The sequence below is a fragment of the Halococcus salifodinae DSM 8989 genome, assembly GCF_000336935.1.
Taxonomy (GTDB): domain Archaea; phylum Halobacteriota; class Halobacteria; order Halobacteriales; family Halococcaceae; genus Halococcus; species Halococcus salifodinae.
The window spans coordinates 1-24,801 of sequence record NZ_AOME01000090.1 but is presented as its reverse complement, the minus strand read 5'-3'; the positions used below and the strand labels follow the sequence as shown (position 1 = coordinate 24,801).

The following is a 24,801-nucleotide window of genomic DNA, read 5'->3' as shown; positions in this document are numbered from 1 at the left end:
CGTGATTCTGACGGTGCCAGTCGTCACTGGCACCTTCAGATGCTGACCTACAGTCTCCTTCGCCTTGGTCCCGAATCGAGCGTCTCGGAGCGACTCGTCTCGAAAGCCTCGTCGCTCCGAGCGCAGCTCGAACATGGTCTCAAAGAGGCGATCTACAACATGTTTTCGTGGGTGCGTGACCAGCCAGATCACGATCTCGACGGATTGATGGAGGAGATCGACCATCTCTTCCTCCATTCTGAGGGGAGTTTATGAACGTGCAGAGCCGAGTTCACTGGTTGACTCCCACGGCCGGAAACGTTCGTGACTGTTAACGACGGTGCACCGACCTCCGCGAGCGCACTCTTGACCGCGCCGAGTCTGTCCGGCTGTACCCGTCAGTCCGGCCGTGATGTTGGCGATTCCTTGCCCGAGCAGGAAGAACACGATGACGCCGATCGACCACGTCAGCATGTTCTTTGTGAGCTGGTTGGCGACGTTTTTCGCCCGGACTTGCCCGGCCTCCAGCATGGCGAAGCCTGCGTGCATGAAGAAGATCAGGAAGGTGACCGTGAGCACCCAGACGTTGTTGACCCCACTTGCCAACGCTTCGAGATCGACGCCCGACTGGAGGAGGATGTCTATCATCCGCTTCCCACCTCATTACGTACTGATCTACTTGTTGCCCATTCGTCTATATTATCGGACTTTTCAACCGTGTTCGTCATCTGATTCACGCATAATCCTCAGGCAGAGGGGATATATAAACATTAGAGTTTACAATCAAGCAGATATACTCAACACGGTAGACAAGCGTGAGATATCCCATGAAATATTATCACTACAAGGTTGTATATCGTTCAGAAATCGAGAAATACTCTCCTTGGAACCTGACGTTCGTCAACCCGAAATCCTCTCGAATATTGGCCCGAGGATCACGCGCGCACCAGCAACAGGTAAGCAATATTCCGGTGGATATCCTTCGTGAATATATCACTCTTGTGGCGTTGGCCCACGAAATCAAGTCGACGAACAGGTCGTATTACCTCCGTCTTCAGCATTACTCGGTCGGTTGCGCCTTCAAGCGATTTTTGTCGTGACTATCTGTTGAAAACTCTTCAGGGATCCTTCAGCGATCCATCTCACATATTCGAACACCGAGCCAGCCAGACCCGACCTATTACGGCATTATATACGACACACTCTACCACATATTGGACAGATGTTCCTTAAACAAGGGCCTAATTATACAATGTAAACGGATAGACTTATCTACACCCGTTGTAGTAACCTCTTGTATGAAGAACGGGATAGTTGACCAGGTACTCCGAGAAAAAGTGGTCAAAGATAAGAAAATACCCCTGCGATAATGAGCAACAAGAAAGAGCAGTGGAAGGACGGCCTGTATGGTGACGAAGTACGCGAAAAGCTGATCGAGTTCGCCGAATCCGGCTGGGAATCGATACCTGACGACGAGCGGGAGAAGTGGTTCTCCCGATTCAAATTCTGGGGTGTGTTCCACCAGCGGTCGGGCCAGGAGAGCTACTTCATGATGCGTCTGACCAACTGTGGTGGCGTTCTCGAGCCAGGTCAGCTACGAGCCATCGGTGAAGTCGCACGCGACTACGCGACGGGACCAGTTGACAACCCGGAGTTCGGGAACGGATGGATCGACTTCACGACCCGGCAGTCGGTCCAGCTCCACTGGATCAAGCTCGAGGACGTCCCCGAGATCTGGGAAAAGCTGGAATCTGTCGGTGTTTCCAGCCGGTCGTCGGGTGGGGATACTATGAGAAATATCTCGGGCTGTCCCGTTGCCGGCAAGGACGCGGGCGAGTACGTCGAGACACGTCCCCTACTGGATCATATCCAGGAAAACCTGCGCGGGGACAACGCGCTCGCAAGTATGCCCCGGAAGTTCAACATCTCCGTGACGGGATGTCGGGAGGGGTGTGCGCAGGATTCAATCAACGACGTAGCGCTTGAACCCGCACGCAGGCTGGTTGATGGCGAGCCGGTCAGAGGTTTCAATCTCCGTGCCGGTGGCGGGCTCGGTGGGCGCGAGGCACGTCGGGCTCGCTCGCTCGACGTCTTCGTCCAGCCCGGTCGTGCGTACGACATTGTACGGGCGTTCGTCGAACTCTACCACGCGGAGGGCAACCGCGAGAACCGCAACAAGAACCGAGCGCGCTTTTTCGTCGATGAGTGGGGTCCAGATGGCATTCGGAAAGCGTTGATCGAGAAGACTGATTTCGCTCTCGAACCTGCAGGGACGAATCTTCGAGATGGGTACACCTACAACGCTGGCAAATCAACTGAAGAGGGCAAGCACGATCACATCGGTGTCCACGAACAGGCGAACGGCCAGTACTACGTGGGATTGAGTACGCCCGTCGGGCGAGTTCCTGCAGGAGAGGCGATCGGACTCGCCGACCTCGCCGACGAGTATGGCAGCGGCGAAGTCCGGCTCAGCCGTCGGCAGAACCCGCTGCTCATGGACGTTCCCGAAGAGAACCTTGATGATCTGCTCGCCGAGCCGCTGCTCGAAACTCATTCGCCAGATCCGGGTCTGTTCACACGGGGAGCGGTAGCCTGCACCGGGACTGAGTTCTGTTCGCTCGCGTTGACTGAAACCAAGGTTCGGATGGCGGTGATGCTCCGCTGGCTCCGTTCCAGTGTCGAGCTGCCCGAAGACCTCACACAACTCAAAGTTCATTTTTCAGGCTGCACCGCCGACTGCGGACAGGCACTGACTGCCGACATTGGTCTTCAGGGAATGCGCGCCCGGAAAAACGGTGAGATGGTCGAGGCGATGGACGTCGGTGTCGGTGGCGGAATCGGTACCAAACCCGAATTCATCGAGTGGGTCCGCCAACGGGTGCCAGCCGACGAGGTGCCGGGGATGATACAGAACCTCCTCGAAGCGTTTGCCGCCCTTCGAGAGGATGAACAAACCTTTCGGGAATGGGTCGAGGCTACCGGCCACGAGACGATCATCGAGCTGGCCGAACCCGAGGAGACCACCTACGACGATCCCTGTTTGACCGACGCGAAACAGTCGTGGTATCCGTTCGACGACGGTGAGAGTCCGGCTCCGACCACCGCCGACGGAACTCCCCTTCCGAGCGATGACTGATAACGAACTGTCCGTCGACGCTGTCCCACAAGCGCCGATGGACGTCGCACCAGAGCTTGTGCTGGGCCTAACCGACCAGACCGCGCGTAAGCTACGATCGGGGAGGGATGACTCGATCGATGGGTGAGCCAGTACAGACCACATGCATGCGATGCGCAGTCGGCTGTGGCCATATCCACGAGGGCGTCGATGTCGGCTATGGTATCGCCTCGGTTCGAGGTGATGTCTCTCATCCCGTCAGCAAGGGGTTAGCATGTCCACGCGGCATCCGTGAGAGTGGCGATCCTGACGGTAAGTGGTTAACACAGCCGCTCGTCAGGAAAGAAGGAGAGCTACTGCCCACCACGTGGGACGTCGCACTCGGCCGTGTCGTCAGGGGATTCGAGGACGTTCTGGAGCGCAACCCGAACGGTAACGGGATCGGAGTCCTCGGCAGCGGGCAACAGACCAACGAGTCGGCGTACGCGCTCGGCAAACTTGCGCGTGGTGGCTTTGGCACCCGCTACTACGACGCGAACACCACTCTCTGCATGGCGAGTGCGGTCACGGCTTACTACGACGCCTTCGGGAGCGACGCACCCCCCTGTACATATGACGACATTCCCGGCGCACGGACCCATCTCGTCTGGGGGGCAAACCCTGCAGTCGCCCACCCAGTCATGTTCCGGTGGATCCACGAGAGCGCGCAGGCACCGGACAGTCAACTCGTAGTCGTCGATCCCGTTGAGACGAGGACCGCCGAGCAGGCGGCTACCCACGTCCGCCCGGACCCGGGAGGCGATCTGGCGCTCGCGCGGGCCGTCCTCATGAGTGCTATCGATCGCGATCTCGTCGATAGGGAGTTCATCCAGTGCGTCACTGCTGGCTTCGAGAGTCTTTCAAAGGATCTTCCGGCAGCCAGTGAGGCGGCCGCGACCGCCGGCGTTCCCCTCGAAACAGTCGACGAAGTGACGGATGCGCTTGTCGACCCAACGTTAGTGTACTGGGGAATGGGTGTCAACCAGAGCACCCAGGGAACGGCCACAGCACGAGCGCTCATCGACCTCTGTCTTGCGACTGGGAACATGGGACCAGGCTCCGGCCCGTTTTCTCTAACTGGGCAAGCGAATTCGATGGGAACCCGCGTGTGCTCATCGAAGGGAACGTGGCCTGGACACCGCTCTTTCACCGATCCCGATGAGCGAGACGCCATCGCAGAAGCGTGGGAGATTCCCGTCGGCCGATTGCCTGATGATACCGGCCCTGGCCCGGTCGGTGTCGTGGAGGCGATCGACAACGGACCGATCGAGGCACTCTGGGCCGTGGCGACCAATCCCGTTGCGGGACTTCCCGACGCGACGACAGCTAGTGAACGACTCGATGAGACGTTTCTGGTGGTCCAAGACGCGTTTTGGAGCGAAACCGTCGAAATGGCTGATGTTGTGCTCCCGGCGGCGACGTGGGGCGAGTCTGACGGGACAGCGATGAACATGGAGCGTACCGTCTCGCGGGTCCGCCCAGCTACCGATACGCCCTCAGGGGTCAGAAGCGATCTCGGAATTATTGCCACGCTTGCAGATCGGCTTGTACCTGGGCTGTTCGACGTACACGATCCCGAAGGCGTCTTCGCGGAGTTTGCTGAGCTGACGGCTGGCACCGACGCCGACTGTTCGGGCATCACCTACGATCGCCTCGATCACGAGAGCGCGGTTCGCTGGCCCGCACCGACCGAGGAATCGGCCGGCGGCTATCGCTACTACGATCCCGACGGTGCTAACGATCCAGCGACTGCTGATGCCAAGACGTCGACCCGCTCCAATGACGAATTGACAACGACCGGTACAGAATCGATAGGGGCCGACAAGTCGGTGTGGACGTTTCTGACGCCGTCTGGTAGAGCACGCTTCTCGACCGGACGACACGACGACGTTCCCGAGCCACCGAACCAGGAGTATCCGTTGACGCTCACTACTGCGCGCGAACCCGATGGTTACAACACAGGTGTGCGGACGCGAACCGCGCCAGATCGAACGGAGCCACTCACTGCGCGCATCAATCCGGAGACACTCGCGAACCACGAGAAAGTGCTTCACACGGATGACGCACAAACAACCAGTACTACCATCGAATCACGGCGCGCGTCGGTGTCGGCGCGTGTCGAACCGGACGAGACCATTCCGGTGGGAATGGTCTGGCTACCGATTCACCACCCAATGACGAACCACCTTACCGTCGCGGCGACCGATCCCGACTCTGATGAACCAAATTACAAACAGTGTGCAGTGCGCCTCACTGCTCCTTGTGCGAATAGTGAAACCGAAGGCGAAACGGAGCACGCCAACACGACTGAACGCGAGCGCTCCGCGTCCGTTGACCGTCTCCCGGAGGTGCACCAATGAGCCTCGTTCGGATGACCAAGTGGCGGACGCTCGTGCTCGCCACGATCGGATTCAATTTCTCGTTTCTGATCTGGTTTTCGTTCGCACCATTCACGGGGCCAATGGCTGAGGAGTTCGGTCTCTCGCTCGCGGAAATCGGTATCCTGGCGAGCGCTGCGATCTGGCTCGCCCCGTTCGGTCGAATCCTGACCGGGTGGCTCTCGGACAAGTACGGTGCGCCTACTGTCTTCGCAATTGTGCTGGCCTATGTCGGCGTGTTCTCGATGGCGAGTGCGTTTGCCCAGAACTACACGGTGTTCTTCGTTGAGCGGCTGATTGTCGCCACTGCGGGCATTACGTTCGTCATCGGGATCCAGCACGTCTCGGAGTGGTTCGAGGAAGAAGAGCTGGGCACCGCAGAGGGGATCTACGCGGGTATCGGCAACGCTGGGGCTGCGGGCGGAGCGCTGATCCTCCCGCGAGTCTTCCCGACGAATTGGAGCGGACCGCTGTTCAACGCCAATTGGCGAGCTGCCTTCTTCTATACAGGAATCATCTCGATCGTTCTCGCTGTCGCTTACTATGTGTTTGGCGAGGCAGCCAAAAGCGAGGCAAAACGCCAGGCAACCGAAGAGAGTGCGAACTTTGAGGACTGGGTCCACACCGCGACTCGGTATGGAACCGTGGTACTCGCGCTCGCCTACATCATGAGCTTCGGGCTTGAACTTTCGATGAACGGCTGGCTGGCGACGTACTATCGGGAGGCGTTCGACACGAGCAACCTCGTGCTCGCGAGCACGTTTGCGGCGACGTTCTCGGTCGCAGCCGGCCTCCTGCGGCCGATCGGAGGTTACGTTAGCGACAGACTGGCCCGCCAGGAACGGGATATCCTACCAGTGTTCGAGGGACACTATCGCGAGCAGTGGACGTTTGTGTGTCTCTGTTTCATTATGGTGACGATGGTGGTCATGACGCTGGCCGGCACTTCTGGCGAAGTCCTGTTGGCCGTCGGTGCAGGCTTTCTGGTGGGGATGAGTTGTGCCTTTGCCGAGGGGGCGATCTTCGCTCAGGTGCCGGCGATGTTCCCGAACAGTTCGGGGGCAGTCGCGGGCGTCGTCGGCGGTGTCGGTACGGTTGGCGGCATCCTCTACCCATTAGTGTACTCTTCGACGCTATTCGGGAACCTCCACGTCGGCTACGTTGTCGTAGCAGTCTCGATGGTCCCGATCGTACTCCTCAACGCGTGGGTGTATCGGCCTGAGATCGCTCCCCGTGCCCATCTCGACGGGTTCGTGGACCGAAACCGCGACGCTGGCGTTTCGACTGGCGACGACTGATAACTGGCTGTAGCGGTTTCCGCTCGTTGTTCCTGCGCTCGGGTCATATCTGGTCAAAAACACGGAGCTTCACTAGGCATTTTGACAGAATTCCTCATTGATTGACTAAATGCGCCACAACCGGAAACGGAACACGGGATAACAGACGTGTAACCTAGAACAGGTGAAATCTGAGCCAGTTAGCTTCGACAGATGTGCTGTCAACGCACCTATGTAACTTCACCCCTCTGATTCCCGCTATCAGTTACACAAGGCGATAAAAATGGAACCATACGGCAACCACTTTCATGAGGATTGAGACGCGATATTATCGTCACTATGACCGAAATCGTCTACGAATGCGTCGCGTGCGAGCAACGCGTCCGCGATGAGCAGGGGAACAAGCCCGCGTCGTTCGCGTGTCCGGAGTGTCGGGGCGTTATGAGACTTGTCGCTCCACTCTAGATCGATCAAAGAGTATAGTGAGCTGGCCGCACACCCGGTCAAAGAGTAACTGACCTCGGTCGTTCATCTCCGGGGGATCCTGCGCTGTCTAATTTGCCAGCCTTTGCCCACCCCATCCTTGTTCCATGCTCTGGAGATTAGCAGGCTTTCATACCATCACTTCCCGTCGCCGTCAACGTATTCCACTAATCTATAGAAGAGCAATCAAGTATCACCCGCCTACCGTCCGCACCTTTTTGTGACATCTCTTCGTCCTCTCTCTATGGATCTCGAACGAGTTGCAGACACCACATGTACCACCGGAGAGAATCCGCTCTGGCACCCCGATCACGGTGCTCTTTACTGGTGTGACATCCCTAACGGAGTACTGTACCGCTACGATCCGGCCGCTGCCGACTACAGTGTCGTCTATGAGACGGACGATTCAATCGGCGGGTTTACCATTCAAGACGACGGGTCACTTTTGCTGTTCGAATCCAGTGGGAGGGTCGAACGATGGCGAGACGGTAACGTCAAATCCGTCATCGAATCGATTCCACGCGAACAGGACTCTCGATTCAACGATGTCATCGCAGGTCCTCGTGGACGCGTCTTCGCTGGAACAATGCCGACTGACGATTGTCTGGGACGACTGTACCGGTTTGACACCAATGGGTCGTATCACGTTGTATACGAGGGCCTCGAAATCCCGAACGGCATCGGATTTGCTACTGATCAGGAAACAATGTACCTCACCGAATCTGAGGCACAAACGATTCATCAGTTCGACTACGATGCAGTATCGGGAGAACTCACGAACCACGAAGTGTTTCTCACAACCCCGGATGAACCAAGTGTTCCAGACGGAATGACGATCGATACCAACGGCGACATCTGGTCTGCTCGCTGGAACGGTTACGCTCTGATTCGGTATGCAGCGGACGGCACCGAACTCCAACGCATTGAGTTCCCCGCCCGAAAAGTCGCGAGTGTCACGTTTGGGGGTGGAGACTATCGTGACATGTACGTCACCACCGCCGGTGGTGAAGAGCGGGAACAGGAAGGCGGTGGGGCCGGCGCACTGTTCCGCCTTCGCCCCGGAGTAACAGGACTGGAAGAATTCCGGTCACGAATCAGCGTCTGACTGTTACCGATATGATCGTACCGATTGTCGATCCAGTCCGGCAGTCGATCACTTTTCCAGCAATCCCTTCATGTAGCTGACAGCGAAGAGCTTTCCTTTGATGTGATACCCTGGGATCGAGTTGTCTTCCCCTTTCATAGTGGGAACGTGGTCGGGGCGAATCGGTCCATCGAAGTCAACGTCTCTGTACGCGTCCATCGCGGCTTTCATATCTGTCGGCCCATCATCGTGCCACGTTTCGACAAAGTCGTCTGCGGGGCCGTCGACATCGCGAAAGTGGACGAAATTGATACGATCGCCAAAGTGTCGAATCGTGCTCGGGATATCGACGCCCATCGCCGAGAAATTCCCCTGACAGAATGTGATACCGTTGTGCGGCGAATCGTATAGATCAAGAACGCGATCGTACGCCTCGACACTGTTGACGATACGGGGCATTCCGCGGACATCGGAAATGGGTGGGTCGTCTGGATGAAGACTGAGGTACACGCCGGCTTCCTCCGCGACGGGGACGGCGCGATCGAGGAAGAATTCGAGGTTCTCCCAGAGATCCTCCTCGGTCGTTCGCTTCGCTGCAGGCGGTGTTGGGCCTCGACGCATTTGGCCGTCGTCGTAGGCGCTTGTGAGCGCGTCACCGCGAGTAGGGGTTGTCACCGACGTGCGGGCCCATCGGAGGCCAGCCATCCAATCGTAACAGACAACATCGACACCGAGCTCGCCAAGATTCCTGATGAGTGTACAAAACTGCTCGATCTCCTCGTTACGGCCGTCGAGAGCGAGTCGCGTCTTGTCGGTCAACGGTACACTACCTTCGAAGGCTGCCGGTTCGATGCCGTGATCACGATACGTATTGACTATTCGGAGCAGATCATCGTACGCATATGGGCGCGAGCCGTCGCCAATCTCGAGGGAATGGAAGACAGCATGGTGTACACCTGCCTGTTGTGCGAGCGTCCATCGGTCGTCTGGTTCCGGCGGAAGTACGAGTGAGATGTCCATGATAACCATTCAATGCGTTCGCACACTCGGTCTTAGAGTTTGTCATCCTGTCGTCGCAAGGCCGGATCAATTTTCGCGATTACTCCCCTTTCGATGGCTTTTAGCCCGACACAATCGATTGTTCGTGCATGTCACTCTCGACAATAGCGGTGACTGGAGGCAATGGCAAAATCGGTCGAGCGATCCTCGAAGACCTCGCTACGCACGGTTACGAGACGGTGAACATCAGCCGAGGAAAGCAGCGTGAGGAGGTATCGGACACGTATATCACGACTGACCTTTTAGATCCGGGGCAGACGTACGGTGCGCTAGCCATGAGCGAGCCCGATGCGGTCATTCACATGGGAACGATTCCAAATCCCTACAGCCATCAGGAATACAGAACATACAAGAGTAATACTATGTCTGCGATGCACCTTCTCGAAGCGAGCGAGGCGCTCGGTCTGGAATCCTGCTGTCTCGCGTCGAGCATCAACGCCATGGGAGCTGAACATCAGGTCCGACCACCGCAGGTGGACTACCTACCCATTGACGAAGCACACCCCCGGACCCCTGACGATGTCTACGGCATCGCGAAACACGCGATGGAGACAACAGCGGACGGCTTCGGGCGGCGACCTGATTCCAACATGACAATCTCGACGTTACGATATCCGTGGGTTCCTGACGAGCAAGAAGTGATTGAGAATTTCGCTGAAGCCGATCGGTCGATGGCTGCCCTCAAAGACGACAACCCTTGGAGCGGACGTGACGTCATGTTCTCGTACATCCATATGGCCGACGCCGCTGCACTCGCACGGAAAGCCGTTGAAGCAAACTACGACGGTCACGAGTCGTTCTGGGCGGTCGCAGGGGATACGACCGCCGCTGTCCCAACGACCGATGTCATCACCGAATTCTTTCCCAAGGCAGAGCTCCGGGGAGATTTCACGGAATATGATACGCTGTTCGATCTTTCGAAGGCTAAACGCCTCCTGGGCTGGACTCCTGAACACAGCTGGCGCGATTATTGAGTTCCGTTTCAATCCGAAGCCGGCGTTTGTATTCGTCGCTATCCGAATGTTTATACTCCGAACACCGAGATGTGGTATCATGCCCAGAGACACTAGTCTCTTCCGAGATGAAAAGTGGCTCCACCAGCACGTACGTAGCCTCCTGAATTTCTACTACCCGACCTGTATCGACCATCGGTATGGTGGGTACATTTCACAACTGAGTGACGTTGATGGACATGTGTACGACGGACGGAGCAAGATGGTCGTCTCGACGGCCCGATTTGTTTTCAACTTTAGCGTCGGCAAGTTGTCGGGTGGTCCAGATTGGTGCCACTCTGCGGCGCATCACGGTGTTGACTTTCTTCTCGACGCACACAGACAGGATGACGGTGGTTACCCGTGGCTACTCTCAGGTCGCAACGTCGCTGATCCCCAGCGAACGTGTTACGGACACGCATTTGTTCTCTTCGCGCTCTCGACGGCCGCGAAAGCTGATATTCCTCGGGCCGAGGACCACATTGAGGAAACGTACTCACTCATTGAGGATTATTTCTGGGAAGACGAATACGGACTATGCAAGGGAAAACTCGGTTCCGACTGGAATGAGGTTGAGGAGTACCGTGGTCAAAACGCTAATATGCACATGTGCGAGGCACTGATTAGTACCTACGAAGCGACAGGCAACGAAATGTACCTCGATAGAGCATACACGATTGCAGAACGGCTAGCTCTGGAGTTAGCTGATCAAGGTGACGGGTTGCTCTGGGAGCACTACACCACCGACTGGGAACACGACTGGGACTACAACCAGGACCAGCCAACGCACCTATTCCGCCCATGGGGATATCAGCCGGGGCATCTCATGGAGTGGACGAAGCTCTTGCTCCATCTCGACGAATACATTGATGCAGGGTGGTTGGTCGACCGCGCACAACATTTCTTCGACACAGCTGTCGAACATGGCTGGGACGACGAACACGGAGGTTTCATCTACAATTTCACCCGAGAGGGAGGGCCTGTCGCTGAGGACAAGTACTACTGGACGCACGCCGAGGGATTTGCTGCCGCCGCTCGTTTAGCTGACACAACCGAGGATCCGACATACTGGGCGTGGTATAATCGTATTTGGGAGTATGCCTGGGAGAACATGGTAAACAAAAAGTATGAGAACTGGTATTCCAAGCTTACGCCTGACAACAGAGTCCACGACGACATTGATTCGACGCCAAAAGTCAAGACAGGATATCACCCGCTGGGTGCATGCTACGATGTTCTCCAACTAAGAGAGTGAAAAATCGTCGTGCCAAATTGAGAGTTAATGGACGCTGAAGGACGGATACAACCGTCCAATCCCTTCGCTGTCTACCGATCAGTAGTTCTTAATAAACGCAGATTGCGTGTCTATTTACGAAGATTTACCGATCGAACCTTTTCCACATCAGTACTATCTGTGGCGAGAGCGGTTTCATTGATGTTTTCTTTGTCTCCGTTTCAATTCGTGATTAGATGAGTGTCCTCTAACGACAGCTCGTCCGGTTCCTCTGTAGGGGATACATACCGGAAGAGCAACTGCGCGCTAGGCCCTAACCTCAAACCAGTCAGGGATCACGACATTCCGTCAGCTATACTGCTGCGGCGTGAGCCGCGCACGCCAGCCTGACCGATCAGGTTGGTTTGGAACTGCGATATTTGTGTTTTGAGGCTGCTCTATCCGGTGTTCTTCATGCCGGCGGCGATCCCCTTCACCGTCAGGCGCAGCGCCCGCTTTTCGGTCTCCGTCCGGTGCTCGCGGTCCAGCAGGTGGGTCTGGAGTACGTTCAGCGGGTCGACGTACGGGTTCCGGCGGCGGAGGCTCTCGCGGAGCCAGCCCCGGTTCACGAGGTCGTCACGGTCGCCGATGGTCGTCGCGAAGTCGGCGGCCCGTTCGTACTCCGCCTCGAACACCGGGAAGAACCGTGCTTCGAGGTCGTCGTCCGCGACCGTGGCGTACTCGCTCGCGATCTCCATGTCGGTGCGCGCGAGCGCGAGCGCCGCGTTGTCGATCGTCGTTCGGAAAAACGCCCACTCGTCGTACATCGACTGGAGGGTCCCCGTCGAGCCGCCCGCCTCCAGGTAGGCCTCGATCCCCGCCCCGAGGCCGTACCATCCGGGGAGAATACATCTTGATTGAGTCCACGAGAACACCCACGGGATCGTCCGGAGGTCCTCGACCGTCCGCTCACCCGACCGCGAGGCGGGCCGCGAGCCCATGTTGAGTTCCTCGATCACCGTGATCGGCGTGGCCTGCTCGAAATACGACACGAATCCCTCGGTCTCGAGCAGGTCCTGATACGCCGTCCGCGCCGCGTCGGCGATGGTCGCGGCCGCGTCGAGCCACTCCTCGCGCACGTCGTCTTCGGGCTGGTCGAGCGACCGTGCCCGTGCGCGGATCTGGGCGTTCAGCATCTGTTCTAAGTTGCGCTCGGCGATCCGTGGGTTGGCGTATTTCTCGGCGATCGCCTCGCCCTGTTCGGTGAACTTGACCTGACCGTTCACGGTCTCGTTCGGCAGCGCCAGCAGCGCCTCGTTCATCGGGCCACCGCCTCTGGAGATCGAGCCGCCGCGACCGTGGAACAGTCGGAGGTCGACGTCGTGATCGTCGACGATGTCGGCCAGCCGGCGCTGGTTGCGGTAGAGGTCCCAGTTCGCCGCGAAAAACCCGTTCTCCTTGTTCGAGTCCGAATACCCCAGCATCACTTCTTGAACGTCGCCGCGGGCGGCGAGCGCCTGGCTGTACGCCTCGTTCTCGAAGAGGGTGCCCATGATCTCGCGCGCACCATCGAGGGCAGCCTCGGTCTCCAGAAGCGGAACGACATCGATGCCACAGTATTCGGGAAGGGAGACCGCGCCCGCCTGATCGGCGAGGAACAGGACTTCGAGCACGTGACTCGGCTTTTCGGCCATCGAGATACAGTAGGTGTCGATGGCGTCCGCGCCGTACTCCCGTTGCCAGTCGTTCAGCCGGTCGAATCGTTCGAGTACGCGCGCCGCGGGGTCGAACAGTCCCTCACGATCGGTGACGTCGATCAGCGGGGCGTCCTGCAGGATGGCCTCGGTCAGAAGTTCGACGCGCTCGTCTTCGTCGAGGCTCTCGTAGGCGATGTCCTCGCGATCGAGCGCCGCGGCGATCGCCTCGGTGTGTTTTTCCTGGTGGTCCCGGAGATCGAGACCCGCGAGACAGAATCCAAACGTCTGGGCCTGGCGTTCGAGCGGGTCGACGTGGACGGCGGCGATCCGCTCCCCGCCGTTCGCCCGGAGGCTCGTCGCCAGCGCATCGAGATCGGCGGTGAACTCCGCCACCTCGTCGTACCCGTTCGGGCGGACGTCGCCGATGCGTTCGAGGCGCTCGCCCATCAGCCGAAGGTGTTGACGGTAGGGTTCGTCGAGGTAGCGTTCGCGGGCCTGATCGGCGAGCGTGGGGAAGCGCTTGCGGTTCGCGGCGAGGCGATCGTCGAACGTTGCGCCCGTGTCGAGCCGGTCGGCGTCGTGGGCGAGTACGTTCGAAAGATCGGCGAGCGCTTCCTGGTATTTCTCCAACACACTGCGGCGCTGTCGCGCGAGGGTCTCGCTCGTCACGTCGGGCGTGACGTAGGGGTTGCCGTCCCTGTCGCTACCGGCCCACGACCGGAACTCGAAGAGTTTGGGTACTCCAATATCGTCGAACTCGGCCCCGAGCGTGTCCTCGATCTCGCGGTAGACCTCGCCGGTCGTATCGAAGAGGGTGTTTTCGAGATACCAGTGGACATTCCGAGCCTCGTCGAGCGGCTCGGGCTGGCGCTCGCGGATCTGGCGGGTGCCCCAGAGACTCGTGACCTGGGCTTCGAGTGCGTCCTTGAGCTGCTCGTGCTCGGTGTCGGTCAGCCGGCGCTCGTCGAGTGCGACGAGGTGGTCGGCGATGGTGCGGAGTTTCGCCTTGACGGTTTTACGGTGGGCTTCCGTGGGATGAGCAGTGAAGGTCGGCTCGATCAGCACGTCCTCGAGGATCTGCTCGACGACCGCGGGATCGCGGTCGTCGAGGCTCTCGACGGCGGCACTCAAACTATCCGCGAGCGATCCCTCCTGTGAGGCGGTCCGGATCGCACGGACACGTTCGCGCTCCTCGGCAAGGTTCACCATCTCGAAGTACGTCGTGAACGCGCGCGCAACCGTGACGGCGGTCTCAGGGTCGAGGCCGCGCAGCGTCCGATCGAGGCCGTTGCGTGAGTCGATTTCGCCGTTGCGGTAGTCGATGGCGGTAGTACGGAGGCGTTCGACCGTCTCGAACGCGTCGGTCGAGGTCTGTGTTTCGAGCACCTCACCGACCAGCGCGCCGAGTTCCCGAACGTCCGTCCCCACCGTGCGATTGTGTAGCGTCATCGTGTTATTAGAGCACGATACTCTTGTATCGAATGAACGCTTCGATACTCGTGCCGATTCCTTCCCGGCCGATGCCCGATTTCTCGTTCCCGCCGAACGGGATGTCGCCGAGGCCGTGACTCGGTGCACCGTTGATCCGAACCGCGCCGGCGTCGATCCGCTCGGCGACCCGAAGCGCGCGGTCGTACTCAGTAGTAAAGACGCAGCCGTCGAGTGCGAGGTCGGTACCGTTGGCGATCTCGATAGCGTGGTCCTCGTCGGCGAACGTCGTTACCGGGATCACGGGGCCGAACTGCTCGTCGGTAACGAGGCGTGCGCTCTCCGGAACACGGCCGAGCAGCGTGGGCTCGACGAACTGGCCGTCGCGCCCGCCGCCGCGAACGATCTCGGCACCCCGATCGGTGGCGTCGGTGACGAGTTCTTCGACCCAGTCGGCCTGGTCGTCGCTGATGAGCGGTCCGAGAGCCGTTTGCTCGTCGAAGAGGTCGCCCGTGGGGTAGGCGTCCATCTCGTTCTCGATTCGCTCGACGAGATCGTCGTGGATCGACTCGTGGACCAGAACACGGCTGATCGCCGAGCACCGCTGACCGGCGTACTTGAGCCCGCCTTTCGCACACGCCGCGGCGGCTTCGTCGAGGTCGGCGTCGGGAAAGACGACGGCAGGCGCGTTCCCGCCGAGCTCCATGTGGAGGTTCACGATCCCACTCTGGCGCGCGACGTGTTCGCCCGCACCCGACGAGCCGGTCATCGCGATCGCATCGATCTGATCCGAACCGGCGAGCACGTCGCCGATCGTGCTTGCGTGCCCCGGCACGAAGTTGAACCCGCCCGTCTGGACGTCGGTCGAGGCGATGACGTCGGTCAGGATCGCGGCGCTCACCGGAGTCTTGCTCGCGGGTTTGAGAACGACGCTGTTGCCGGCGGCGAGCGCGGGCGCGACCTGAAGCGCGGTCGTCGAGAGCGGATAGTTGTACGGCGTGATACAGAGCACCGTCCCACGGGGCTCGGGCTTGGTGATCGCCTCCCACCCCTCGTGGCCCGCGGTGGTTCCCGGCCGGAACTCTCCGCTCAGTCCGCGGGCCTCCTCGACGGCACGCTCGAACCGTTCGGCGGCCGACTCGACCTCGCCGCGGGCGCTCGAAACCGGCTTGCCCGCTTCGCGAACGATCACGTCCACGAGTTCGTCCTTGCGGTCGCGCAGGCCCGCGGCGATGGCTTCGAGCCACGCCACTCGCTCGGGGATCGTCGAGTCGGCCATCGCCGCCTGCGCGTTCTCGGCCGCATCGAGCGCGGCTCCAGCCTGGAGCGGGCTCGCGGCGGTGACTCGGCCGAACACGCCATCCTCGGCGAGGTCGTCGACCTCGATCACGCCGTCGCCGCTCTCCCACTCCCCGTCGATGTAGGGGCGTTCGTCACGTGCTGTCGACACGGTAGCCATGTCGGGAGGGACGAGACGAGCGGCTAAAAGATTTACTTTGTAACGAATTAATCAGAGTGTTGCTAATCGTTCGCCTATCAGTTTTCGATTGAATCAAATTCTTTTTGACATTTAATCATTGAGGAGGCCACTCTTCGGTACATGACCGTTGATGAGTCGGAGTGCATCTTCAAGGATGGTATGAGTGTTTCTCACCCTTATTTGCGGTAGATGCGCTGGCGTGACTGGAACATACTAACGTATGCTGTGACCTCGTCCTTAGAGACGCCTTGATGTGGTGAGATCCACAAGAGCAGCAACAATCCGCGACTCTCGCAGGTGTCGAAATCATTGTCTCCATCGGCGTATTCAGCATCACCGTGGACGATGCAAGTGTGGTCATAAGTAGCGTCGCCCATCAGGAGTTCTATGTATGAAAACCACTAGTGGACCTGCCAGTTAATTCGTACCCACCCCGGTGAGTTCTTAGTCGCTCCACTCCTCTCACCGGTAATGAGCGTGAACTCATGTCTTCTCGTACCGTCAACACACCAACCAAGATCACTCTGTCCTACCCAGAACGAATGCATTTCGAAGCCGTCGCCCGCAGAGCGACGGCTTCTCAACGTGATGCGTTCCGTGCTCGGATCGTTCTGTTAGCCGCTCGCGGCTACAATAACACTCAAATCGGCCAACAACTCGCCTGTACCCGCAAGACCGCGCGGAAATGGCGGAACCGTTACGCTGACTCTGGCCGGGCCGGGCTTGCTGACAAGCCCCGGCCCGGCCGACCTCGTATCTATGACGAGACCACACGCGCGCTCGTCACCGCTATCGCGTGTGAACTCCCGGCCAACCGCGGACTCCCGCTGTCTCGATTCAGTTCCGCCGATATTCACGCTGAAGCCGCTCAAGAACTCGATCCGTTTCCAGCACGGTCAACCATCGCCGCCTGGCTCAAGCAGGCGGCGATTCGGCCATGGACCGTGGCGTCATGGGTGACGCCGCGCGATCCTCAATTCAAGCAGAAGGCTGCTCGTGTCTGTGACCTCTACACCGGCACGTGGGAAGACGAGCCCCTCACAAAGAGGGACGTCATCATCTGTGCCGACGAGAAAACCGGAATCCCAGCCCGATCCCGGCGGAAGACTCCGCCGGGACCGGGCAAATCAGTCCGTCTCGAACACCAGTATGATCGGAATGGTGCCACTATCTACCAATCTGCGTTCATGGCTGGGACTGGGACTGTGAGAGGGCACTGCGTCGACCGGAACACACGCGCGAACTTCGAGTCACTCGTTGAGGAAGTAATGGCCGACCCGATCTGCCAGACCGCAGATCGGGTCTTCTGGATCGTGGACAACGGAAGTGTTCACCATCCAGCGACGTTCAGATGGTGGCTGAAAGAGAAGTATCCCACCGCAATCGGAATCCATCTTCCGACTGGGGCATCGTGGTTGAATCAGATCGAGCTGTATTTCTCGGTGCTGACGCGGAAATCACTGGCCGGCGAAAGCTTTCGCTCGGTGGATGCGGTCGCAGACCGCATCACCGGCTTTGAGGAGTTGTGGAACAGCGATCCGGAACCGTTCGAGTGGACGTACACGAGAGACGATTTGACGAGATTGCTGGAGAGACTCCCAACGATAGAGTGAATCTCTCGGAGTACGTATCTCTGGAATGGATTCAATCCCGGAGTACGCACGTCAGGCTCTCGAAGACCGCTTAGAGACTCACGCGCGCACCGCTTGGGCCAAGCGGTGCGCGGGTGTCAACGTCCGGTTCCGCGGCAAATACGCTTACGTGGATGTCTTCGACAGTGATCCGTGGTTCATGCCTGGATCGACGACCGAAGAAAAAGAGCAGATTCGCCAAACCCCCGTGAAGATGTGCCGGTTAGGATGGACTGGCGACATGGATTTGTGGGAGCTCGCGTTCCACAAGTACAGCGACGGCACGTATTGGCCGTCGCTGCACTTCGATGGCTCGGGACGGAGTTCACCCGAAGCGTGTTTTGACTGCGCCGCACAGGTTTATCTCCGGTAGCGGCAGTCCACTCGGGGACAGCTACCGGGTACGAATTAACTGACGCCTCTACTAGTGGGGCTTCAATCGTGATTTGTTGGATATAGCTGGCGGAGTTTGATGCGTGCGTCGTCAGTTGTGAATTGCCAATCGATGACCGAGTCGTCCTCGTTTCGGATACGTTCCCGACGCCGGTCGAGGCATTCAGTAGCGAGCGCACTGAACTCGATCTCGGCCATGTTGAGCCAACTTCCATGAACCGGAGTGAAGTGGAACTCCAGTTTTGAGAGCAGGCGGTGGGCTTCCTGGGGTGGGAGGAACTCGTAGAAGGCGTAGGCTTTGTGCGTATCGAGATTATCGAGCACCACCCGGATGCGGACTGCATCCGGGTAGTGCTCATCGACAAGTGCCTGCATCTGCTGAACGAACTCTTGTTTCCGGCGACGTTGGGTGACTTCGACGTGCCGCCATCCGGTAAGCGGTTCGCTCATCATGAAGAGGTTTCGCGTGCCGTTGCGTTCGTAGGTGTAGTCGTACCGGGCGACCGCTCCCGGTCGAGCCGGGAGCGGATCGCGGACCTGCTTGTGCAACGCTTTGTTGGACTCGTCGAAACAGACGACAGGCCGCTGTGGATCGTATGGTTCGTGATAAAGGTCAAGGACGTCTTCCATCCGACAAACAAATGCAGCGTTTGCTTCAGGTTTGATCACCCAGGCTTTGGATCGGTGGGGGTGCAGTCGTGTTTTTTTAGCACCTGTCGAACGGTCTCATGCGAGATCGACTCGACGTCGATCTCGTTGAGAGTGACGAAATGGTCGGCGAGGAGGTGCAGCGACCAGCGAGAGTAGCCCTTCGGCGGGTCGTTGCAGGTGAGGCGGATGAGATGGGCTTCCTCACGTCCATCGAGTTTGCGCTCGTAGATGCGGTCGGCCTTGCGGCGATGAATCGCCGCGAGGCCGTCCTCAGTGTAGCGTTTGCGGACGCGTCCAACCGTCCCAGGATGGCAGCCGACGGCTTGACTGACTTCCGCATCAGTCAAGCCGTCATCGGCGTGAAGGAGACATCGCGCACGCGTGAGAACGCGTGTTTTGTGTGTGCCGGCTGCAAGAAGCGCTTGGAGTTCGGCTCGTTCATCGGCAGAGAGATCGACGACGTACTTCGGGGTCCGTGGCATGATGTACTTCAGAACACGTCTGAATACTACGTAGAGGCGCTCTACAGAGATAAAGCTAGCAGTTCATGACTGAAGGGGCACTAGACACTGCCCACACTAATGGTTAGTTGGAACTCGAATAGTTCGTAACGACAGCGTGTCATAGAACGGTTGGCACAGTATTCGGATCTCGTCCGAGAGGCCTGCTCCCGCTGGTTCTGAATAACGACACTATTCGGTTCCGTATCAGATACTGTTTCTCAGCCTGCTATTGAGCTGTGTGACGAATTCTATGACACGCTCGGACACAATTCCAACGCCCTGCAACCTCGCACGTGATGCTTTCTATGACACGCTCCGTAACGATGTAGAACCACACGGCAGATTATGACTCTATCAATTTCAATTAGACCCCATCGTAACCGTCCCCGAATGCTAGGTAACCAGCAGGGCCTTCTTCTACAACTTCTTGCAGTGGGTCCTTTCCCTCTGATGCATGCTTTTCACACCAATTATCCATTTGCATCTTCAAATCTTTAACTATATCTGAATTTGATTCAACAACGTTTTTGCGCTCCCAAGGATCGTCATGCATATCGTATAATTGACTATCTGGAACCACACTTGGCCACAGGCCCGAGTGATATGTACGAATTAGTTTCCAGCGATCCGTTCTAATCGTTCGCTGGGCGGTATAGAGGCCATGATCGAAGACAATATGATCACGCCAGCTTGCCTCATTATTCTCAATGACTGGCCGAAGCGACTGGCCTTGCCATTGCGCAGGCGCCTCATATCCAGCGTAGTCTGCAAGGGTCGGCGCTATGTCAACATTTGTGACCAGCTGTTTCCGCCTTCCTAGCTCTGCTGGTGTACTTGTGGGTGGCTTAAGGATTAGCGGTATGTGCTGTGTCCCTTCGTGAGTACTCCAGTGTTCTCGATAAAGTCCGTGTTCACCAAATTCTTCACCATGATCGGCGCTCACGGTAATAAGCGAATCATCGTATATATCGTTTTCTTTTAAGTAGTCAAACAATCGACCTACATGAGTATCTGCATATCGGATTTCGGCATCATAGTGAGCAAGCATCTCCGCAAGATCATCTCGGTCGGATATACTCATATCTGGTGCTGACCGCCATGCATCCCACTCTTGATGAGCCTCAATTTCTTCCTTAGTCGGATAGGGGGGAAGTGGCTGACCCCGAAATTCACTTATTTCTTCTTCAGATCTTTTGTATGGACCATGCGGATCCCAAAGTTGTATGTAGAGGAAAAATTCATCATTGAGATGTTTGCTAATGTATTCAAGAGCGAGGTCAATTACTGATTCACCACGGACTGTTTGGAACGACTCTTCGGGGCCTTCTGGCTCTTGCGGTTGATATACTCTATGCCAGACGTGATTGAACCACGGGGCAGGATGTCTAGGGAACGATGAAATTGCACACGTTTGAGTTCGTTGATTGTAGAATAGTTCGGGCAACGTCCACCAAGGACGCTCATCGATCTGATTCCCCCATGTGCCTCCCCAGTCAATCCAGAATGCAGGTGAATTGTGCGTTTGAGAAGGTGGACCGTGTGTTTCTACACCATTGTGAATTCCGTATCTACCTGTAAGAAGTGCTGCCCGAGCGGGCATGCACGGAGAATTAGATGCATAGTTCCTTTCAAAAAGAACACTCTCTTCAGCGAATTCATCGATATTTGGTGTCGTTGGTGCATCGTAACCGTATGCCCCAACATGGTCGGCTCTCAGCGAGTCGATATCAATGTATATTGTCGGCATCATTCACTACAAGGATTGCCCCCACTAAAGTCTTTTTGATATTAGATAACCATAAAAGATACTCTTTCATAGGATTAGCATCAGACGGAAGGGCATTGTATAAAATGAATAGCCACAGGCTATGTTATTTACTACTCAGCTTTGCACGTTGGCCTCGGCTGTTGAGTGAATGAAGAGGTGGTCGATTTCGTTCATGAGGTCAGTGACGCCGCGATCGTCGTTATCCCGGATCCACGAGAGGAGGTTGTACACAGCTTCTTTCAGTGAATATTCGAGGTTCGCTCGAAGCGATGACGCCTTCGAGCGAACCGTCCCCAAGGCGCTCGACTCAGGATCAAGACGAACGAGACTGTAGGCAGCCATCAGAAGGTGCCAGTCGCCACTGGCACCTTCGTCGGTCTGCATCTCGCAGTCTCCAAGCCAAGATCCTGTTTCGAGTCCTCGAAGAACGTCTCGATGCGCCAGCGCATCGCGTACGAGCGAATCACGTGTTCGGTCGATGCGTCGATCTTGTTCGTGGCGAGGTACTTGATCGGGTTCTCCTCGTCATCTTCGTCGGTTTCTTTCTCGCCGATGACCAGCTTCACGTCTCCCAGTTGGGAGACGGGAAGCTTCTTCGTCCAGATGTGGTAGGTGTCATCGTCGATGTCGCGTTCGGTCGTGTCGATGCGCTCTTCCAGCGCATCGACGCGGATCTGGTCGCCTCCGTAGGTTACCTGTCGATTGCTCCGAAGCGGGCCGATCCAGTTCTTGCCGTAGGACTCGATGTGTGCGGAGAGCTCGGAGCTGTGAGCGAACCACGAATCGAAGAGGTAGGTGTTCCTGCGGACACCTACCTCTTCTTCGAGTTCTGTGACGATCTCTCTGGCCAGATCGTACTTCGTATCGTGGTCTTGGTCATCTTCGTCTTGCTGTTCGTAGAGGCGAAAGGTGAGCGGGTAGGTGGTCTTGTCGTCGGCGTAGAAAGCGTAGATGATGTCTTGGCCCCAAACAGTGTCGCCTTCAGCGTGATCGTAGAAGTGGCCGACGCCGGGGACTTCGTCCCCGGCTTTCTCGGTAATCGTGTCGTCGAGGATGATGTAGCCGTCCTGTGTCCAGCGCGTTTCACCGTGTTTTTGGAGTTCGTTCAGTCGGTCGTGGTTGAACTGCTGTTCGTCCCAGTCGTATTCGGTGAGGAACTTGTTGAGGGCGCGTTTGCTTCTGGCCGGAAGAACTTCGCGTGCGATGCCCGCCACGGTCTTGTTGCTGCCAGCAACAAGACCTGTGGCGTAGGTTTTGGCGTGATGACGTTGCTCCGGTGACAGCGACTCGAACTCGTCGAACACGTGCGTGCACGACAGAAAGTCCGTGATCGGTATCATCCATCTTCGTCGCTACCTACGTCACGCACGCACTTCAACGTGCAAAGCCGAGTTACTAGTCATCGGACAATCCGGCTCGATCTCGCATGTCTGGTATATCGGCAGTCTTTACAAACCCATTCAAATATCGATATAGGTAGATTGTTGCACCTATCGATAAAAACCCAACATACCACAGCACACCTACTGTGTCTTGAATTGCTGCCAGAACAGTCATCGCAATAAGGACCATAGAAGCTAAAACTGAACACCAACGAACTGAGCGAGGGTTAAGGAACTTTGAATTTTCGATTTCATCCCGCTCAAATATTCCCGGATATTGAGTAGGAAGTCGAACCCCGACAATACATAGTAATAAGACTAGGACCGCATTAGGTGCGGTACCAGCGCTAACCAACGTGCTGATCGGTGGTTGGATTATCACGCCTCCCGCACAGATAATCGCTAGAGCAATTAGGATGTAAGTCGGTTCTCCATAAGAATTAGTAGAGCTCACCCATTTTGGAAGAATGCCATCGTCAGCTGCTGCTTGTACATGCCGACAGACAATAGGAATAACGCCAATACTAGTCGAAACACCCGCTAACAGTGCTCCAATTGTCGGGATTACCGCCAAAAATGGCGGCAAGTACTGACTTGTCACTGCTTGAAGAGTCTCATTGCTCAGTTCATTATATGGCAGTATACCTACGCTAATAAGAATGATTAGGGTGACAATTGAAACTGTTATGAGCGTACTATATATCAAAATCCCTCCAAATGAGCGCTCAGAATCCTCTATCTCACCGCTCACATCAATAACCTGAAGGCTACCCAAAACAGTATTGAAAAGCAGTGCTGCTGCGGTGAGTAGCGATATAGTGCCATTTGGAGCGACCGGTGTTAGGTTTTCAGCGTTGATATTTATCAATCCCAGAGCCAGCAAGATGATAACCGAGAGAAGCAAAACAATAGCTATTATTAGCTCTGCCCTTCCCACAATTCGTAGTCCAAACCAAACAATAACAATAACTCCTAACGGTAGTGCAGCATTAATCGCTATTGCAGGTACTCCGGGCACCAACTGCTGAATGTATACTGCACTGCTTATTAACACGGATTGTATGAGCGCAAATGCAATCATTAAGTCCCAGCTCCAGGTTACAATCCAACCTAGGAATTGCCCAATCAATCCATCGCCAGAGCTGAAAAATGCAGCAGGGTACCGATAATGTCCCGGTGATACAGACCACACTTTAGAGAGAGTAATGTAGATTGGTGCCGCCAAAAAGACCGGTAAAACAGCCACTGCAGCCATGATAATAGTTGCTGGTCCACCGATTGATGAAGCTACCACCGGAGAAACCCATAGGCCCCCTCCGATATTTATTCCCAGTGCCAGGGCGAAACCTTCTGCTCGGCTAATCTTTCCGTTTTTCATTGTTTATTGATTTGTGGATTGCAGTTATTTATCTAATGGCTATGAATTGTTGAAATACATCAACCGATTGTGGAACCGCAGCCAATTGTACTCGCGTTGTTCTGTACAGACATGAATACCGGACTCACCTGACGAAGTCTTGGATGATGTCTCAGATGCCACGCTAATTGAAAACCCTATTATTCCATTGGATGGCCGTGTGATATGAGGTTTTAAACTCTGGACGTCAGAATATTGCCATCCGATACCGCTTGTACGATCGTTATGCTGTTGCATAGACTGTCACAAACCACTATTAGAAGACGGCTACTTAAGTCTGCCCCTATTTATTAGCAACAATATATTTGTCTCAACGTGCTCGGCTTGGCAACTCTTCTCTACGCCCGCTGACTGGTCAGCGAGCAGTAGGTAGTGAAATCGAACGGCGGTTCCGGGTGCAATCCTGATGTTCGCTCATCTCGATAGATTGTAACGCCAATTCCGTTGGCGGATCAAACATCGGCCAACGATGGACGAAGAGTCAGTTCAGGTATTCCTTCCACCGCGTGAGCGATGCTTCGAGCGTCTCCGTCTCGCCCGCTTCGGCGAGACGGTGACGTGTGTCCATTGCGGAGATGACGCCGTCACCAAACGCGGAACGACCGACAAGGACGCCCAGCAATACCGGTGCAAGCACTGCGAGACCTACTTCAGCGACCTCACGAAGACGATTTTCTGGCAGCATCGGTTCGGACTCGAAGAGATGTTCTGCATCGTCAAGGAGATGCGATCTGAGCCGACCGCTCAGATCGCTCGGGACCTCGACCGAGACTACGAAGCCGTCCTCAACTTCGTCCACAAAGTCCAGGACGTCAGCGGTGATATCGACGAA

Annotated in this window: 15 protein-coding genes and 3 pseudogenes; 10 read left to right on the top strand and 8 right to left on the bottom strand. The window is 56.7% G+C overall.

Features of this window, described 5'->3' with window-relative positions:
• Positions 1–255: pseudogene (locus tag C450_RS21860) on the top strand (IS701 family transposase); the annotation flags it as partial.
• Positions 256–363: 108 nt separating this feature from the next.
• Here the strand turns inward: C450_RS21860 and C450_RS19270 are convergent.
• Positions 364–627, bottom strand: a pseudogene (locus tag C450_RS19270) (ammonium transporter); the annotation flags it as partial.
• 721 nt (positions 628–1,348) lie between these two features.
• On the opposite strand from C450_RS19270, the gene C450_RS19265 reads away from it, so the two are divergent.
• From C450_RS19265 to C450_RS19250, 4 genes are all read left to right on the top strand, one after another.
• A complete protein-coding gene (locus tag C450_RS19265) occupies positions 1,349–3,115 on the top strand; it encodes a nitrite/sulfite reductase (protein ID WP_005046506.1) in 1,767 nt (588 codons plus the stop codon).
• Between the two features lie 119 nt (positions 3,116–3,234).
• Entirely contained in the window at positions 3,235–5,493 is a 2,259-nt protein-coding gene (gene nasA, locus C450_RS19260) for an assimilatory nitrate reductase NasA (protein ID WP_080510344.1), read from the top strand.
• 11 nt (positions 5,494–5,504) lie between these two features.
• Positions 5,505–6,809 carry an MFS transporter gene (locus C450_RS19255; RefSeq protein WP_193790536.1) on the top strand — a complete coding sequence of 435 codons (1,305 nt, stop codon included), beginning with the start codon at positions 5,505–5,507 and terminating at the stop codon, positions 6,807–6,809.
• A gap of 706 nt (positions 6,810–7,515) precedes the next feature.
• Positions 7,516–8,376, top strand: a complete 861-nt coding sequence (locus tag C450_RS19250; RefSeq protein WP_005046500.1) for an SMP-30/gluconolactonase/LRE family protein — start codon at positions 7,516–7,518, stop codon at positions 8,374–8,376.
• Positions 8,377–8,424: 48 nt separating this feature from the next.
• On the opposite strand, the gene C450_RS19245 is transcribed toward C450_RS19250, so the two are convergent.
• A complete protein-coding gene (locus C450_RS19245) occupies positions 8,425–9,375 on the bottom strand; it encodes a mannonate dehydratase (protein WP_193790535.1) in 951 nt (316 codons plus the stop codon).
• Positions 9,376–9,503: 128 nt separating this feature from the next.
• Between C450_RS19245 and C450_RS19240 the strand changes: the two genes are divergently transcribed.
• The gene (locus C450_RS19240; protein WP_005046496.1) at positions 9,504–10,388 is read left to right on the top strand and encodes an NAD-dependent epimerase/dehydratase family protein; all 885 of its coding nucleotides are present in this window, start codon (positions 9,504–9,506) and stop codon (positions 10,386–10,388) included.
• A 79-nt stretch (positions 10,389–10,467) separates the two neighbouring features.
• Complete coding sequence (locus C450_RS19235) at positions 10,468–11,661, top strand: AGE family epimerase/isomerase (protein WP_005046494.1); 1,194 nt, start codon at positions 10,468–10,470, stop codon at positions 11,659–11,661.
• Between the two features lie 416 nt (positions 11,662–12,077).
• Here C450_RS19235 and ppc read toward each other — a convergent pair whose 3' ends face one another.
• Complete coding sequence (ppc, locus tag C450_RS19230; RefSeq protein ID WP_005046492.1) at positions 12,078–14,765, bottom strand: phosphoenolpyruvate carboxylase; 2,688 nt, start codon at positions 14,763–14,765, stop codon at positions 12,078–12,080.
• A 7-nt stretch (positions 14,766–14,772) separates the two neighbouring features.
• Positions 14,773–16,203, bottom strand: a complete 1,431-nt coding sequence (locus C450_RS19225; protein ID WP_005046491.1) for an aldehyde dehydrogenase family protein — start codon at positions 16,201–16,203, stop codon at positions 14,773–14,775.
• Between the two features lie 506 nt (positions 16,204–16,709).
• Here C450_RS19225 and C450_RS19220 point away from each other — a divergent pair.
• Together C450_RS19220 and C450_RS22240 are read left to right on the top strand one after the other, a co-directional pair.
• A complete protein-coding gene (locus C450_RS19220; RefSeq protein ID WP_338035763.1) occupies positions 16,710–17,837 on the top strand; it encodes an IS630 family transposase in 1,128 nt (375 codons plus the stop codon).
• A gap of 25 nt (positions 17,838–17,862) precedes the next feature.
• Positions 17,863–18,228: a hypothetical protein gene (locus C450_RS22240; RefSeq protein WP_005046483.1), complete on the top strand. Its 366-nt coding sequence runs from the start codon at positions 17,863–17,865 to the stop codon at positions 18,226–18,228.
• 62 nt (positions 18,229–18,290) lie between these two features.
• Here C450_RS22240 and C450_RS21085 read toward each other — a convergent pair.
• The 4 genes and pseudogenes from C450_RS21085 to C450_RS21075 all read right to left on the bottom strand — a co-directional run bounded on the left by C450_RS21085 (position 18,291) and on the right by C450_RS21075 (position 23,930).
• A protein-coding gene (locus C450_RS21085) for an IS630 family transposase (protein WP_206536867.1) occupies positions 18,291–19,381 on the bottom strand; the annotation gives its coding sequence in 2 pieces (ribosomal slippage) (positions 18,291–18,946 and positions 18,946–19,381; 1,092 coding nt in all).
• A 385-nt stretch (positions 19,382–19,766) separates the two neighbouring features.
• Positions 19,767–21,149, bottom strand: coding sequence for a sulfatase family protein (locus C450_RS21080; protein ID WP_161606984.1), 1,383 nt, complete (start codon positions 21,147–21,149; stop codon positions 19,767–19,769).
• A gap of 135 nt (positions 21,150–21,284) precedes the next feature.
• A pseudogene (locus C450_RS19200) lies at positions 21,285–22,510 on the bottom strand (IS701 family transposase).
• A 55-nt stretch (positions 22,511–22,565) separates the two neighbouring features.
• Positions 22,566–23,930 (bottom strand): APC family permease, encoded by a 1,365-nt coding sequence (locus tag C450_RS21075; protein WP_080510341.1) that lies wholly within the window; start codon positions 23,928–23,930, stop codon positions 22,566–22,568.
• 508 nt (positions 23,931–24,438) lie between these two features.
• On the opposite strand from C450_RS21075, the gene C450_RS19195 reads away from it, so the two are divergent.
• Positions 24,439–24,801, top strand: a 363-nt coding sequence (locus C450_RS19195) for an IS1/IS1595 family N-terminal zinc-binding domain-containing protein (RefSeq protein WP_005046480.1), incomplete at its 3' end; no start/stop codon positions are given.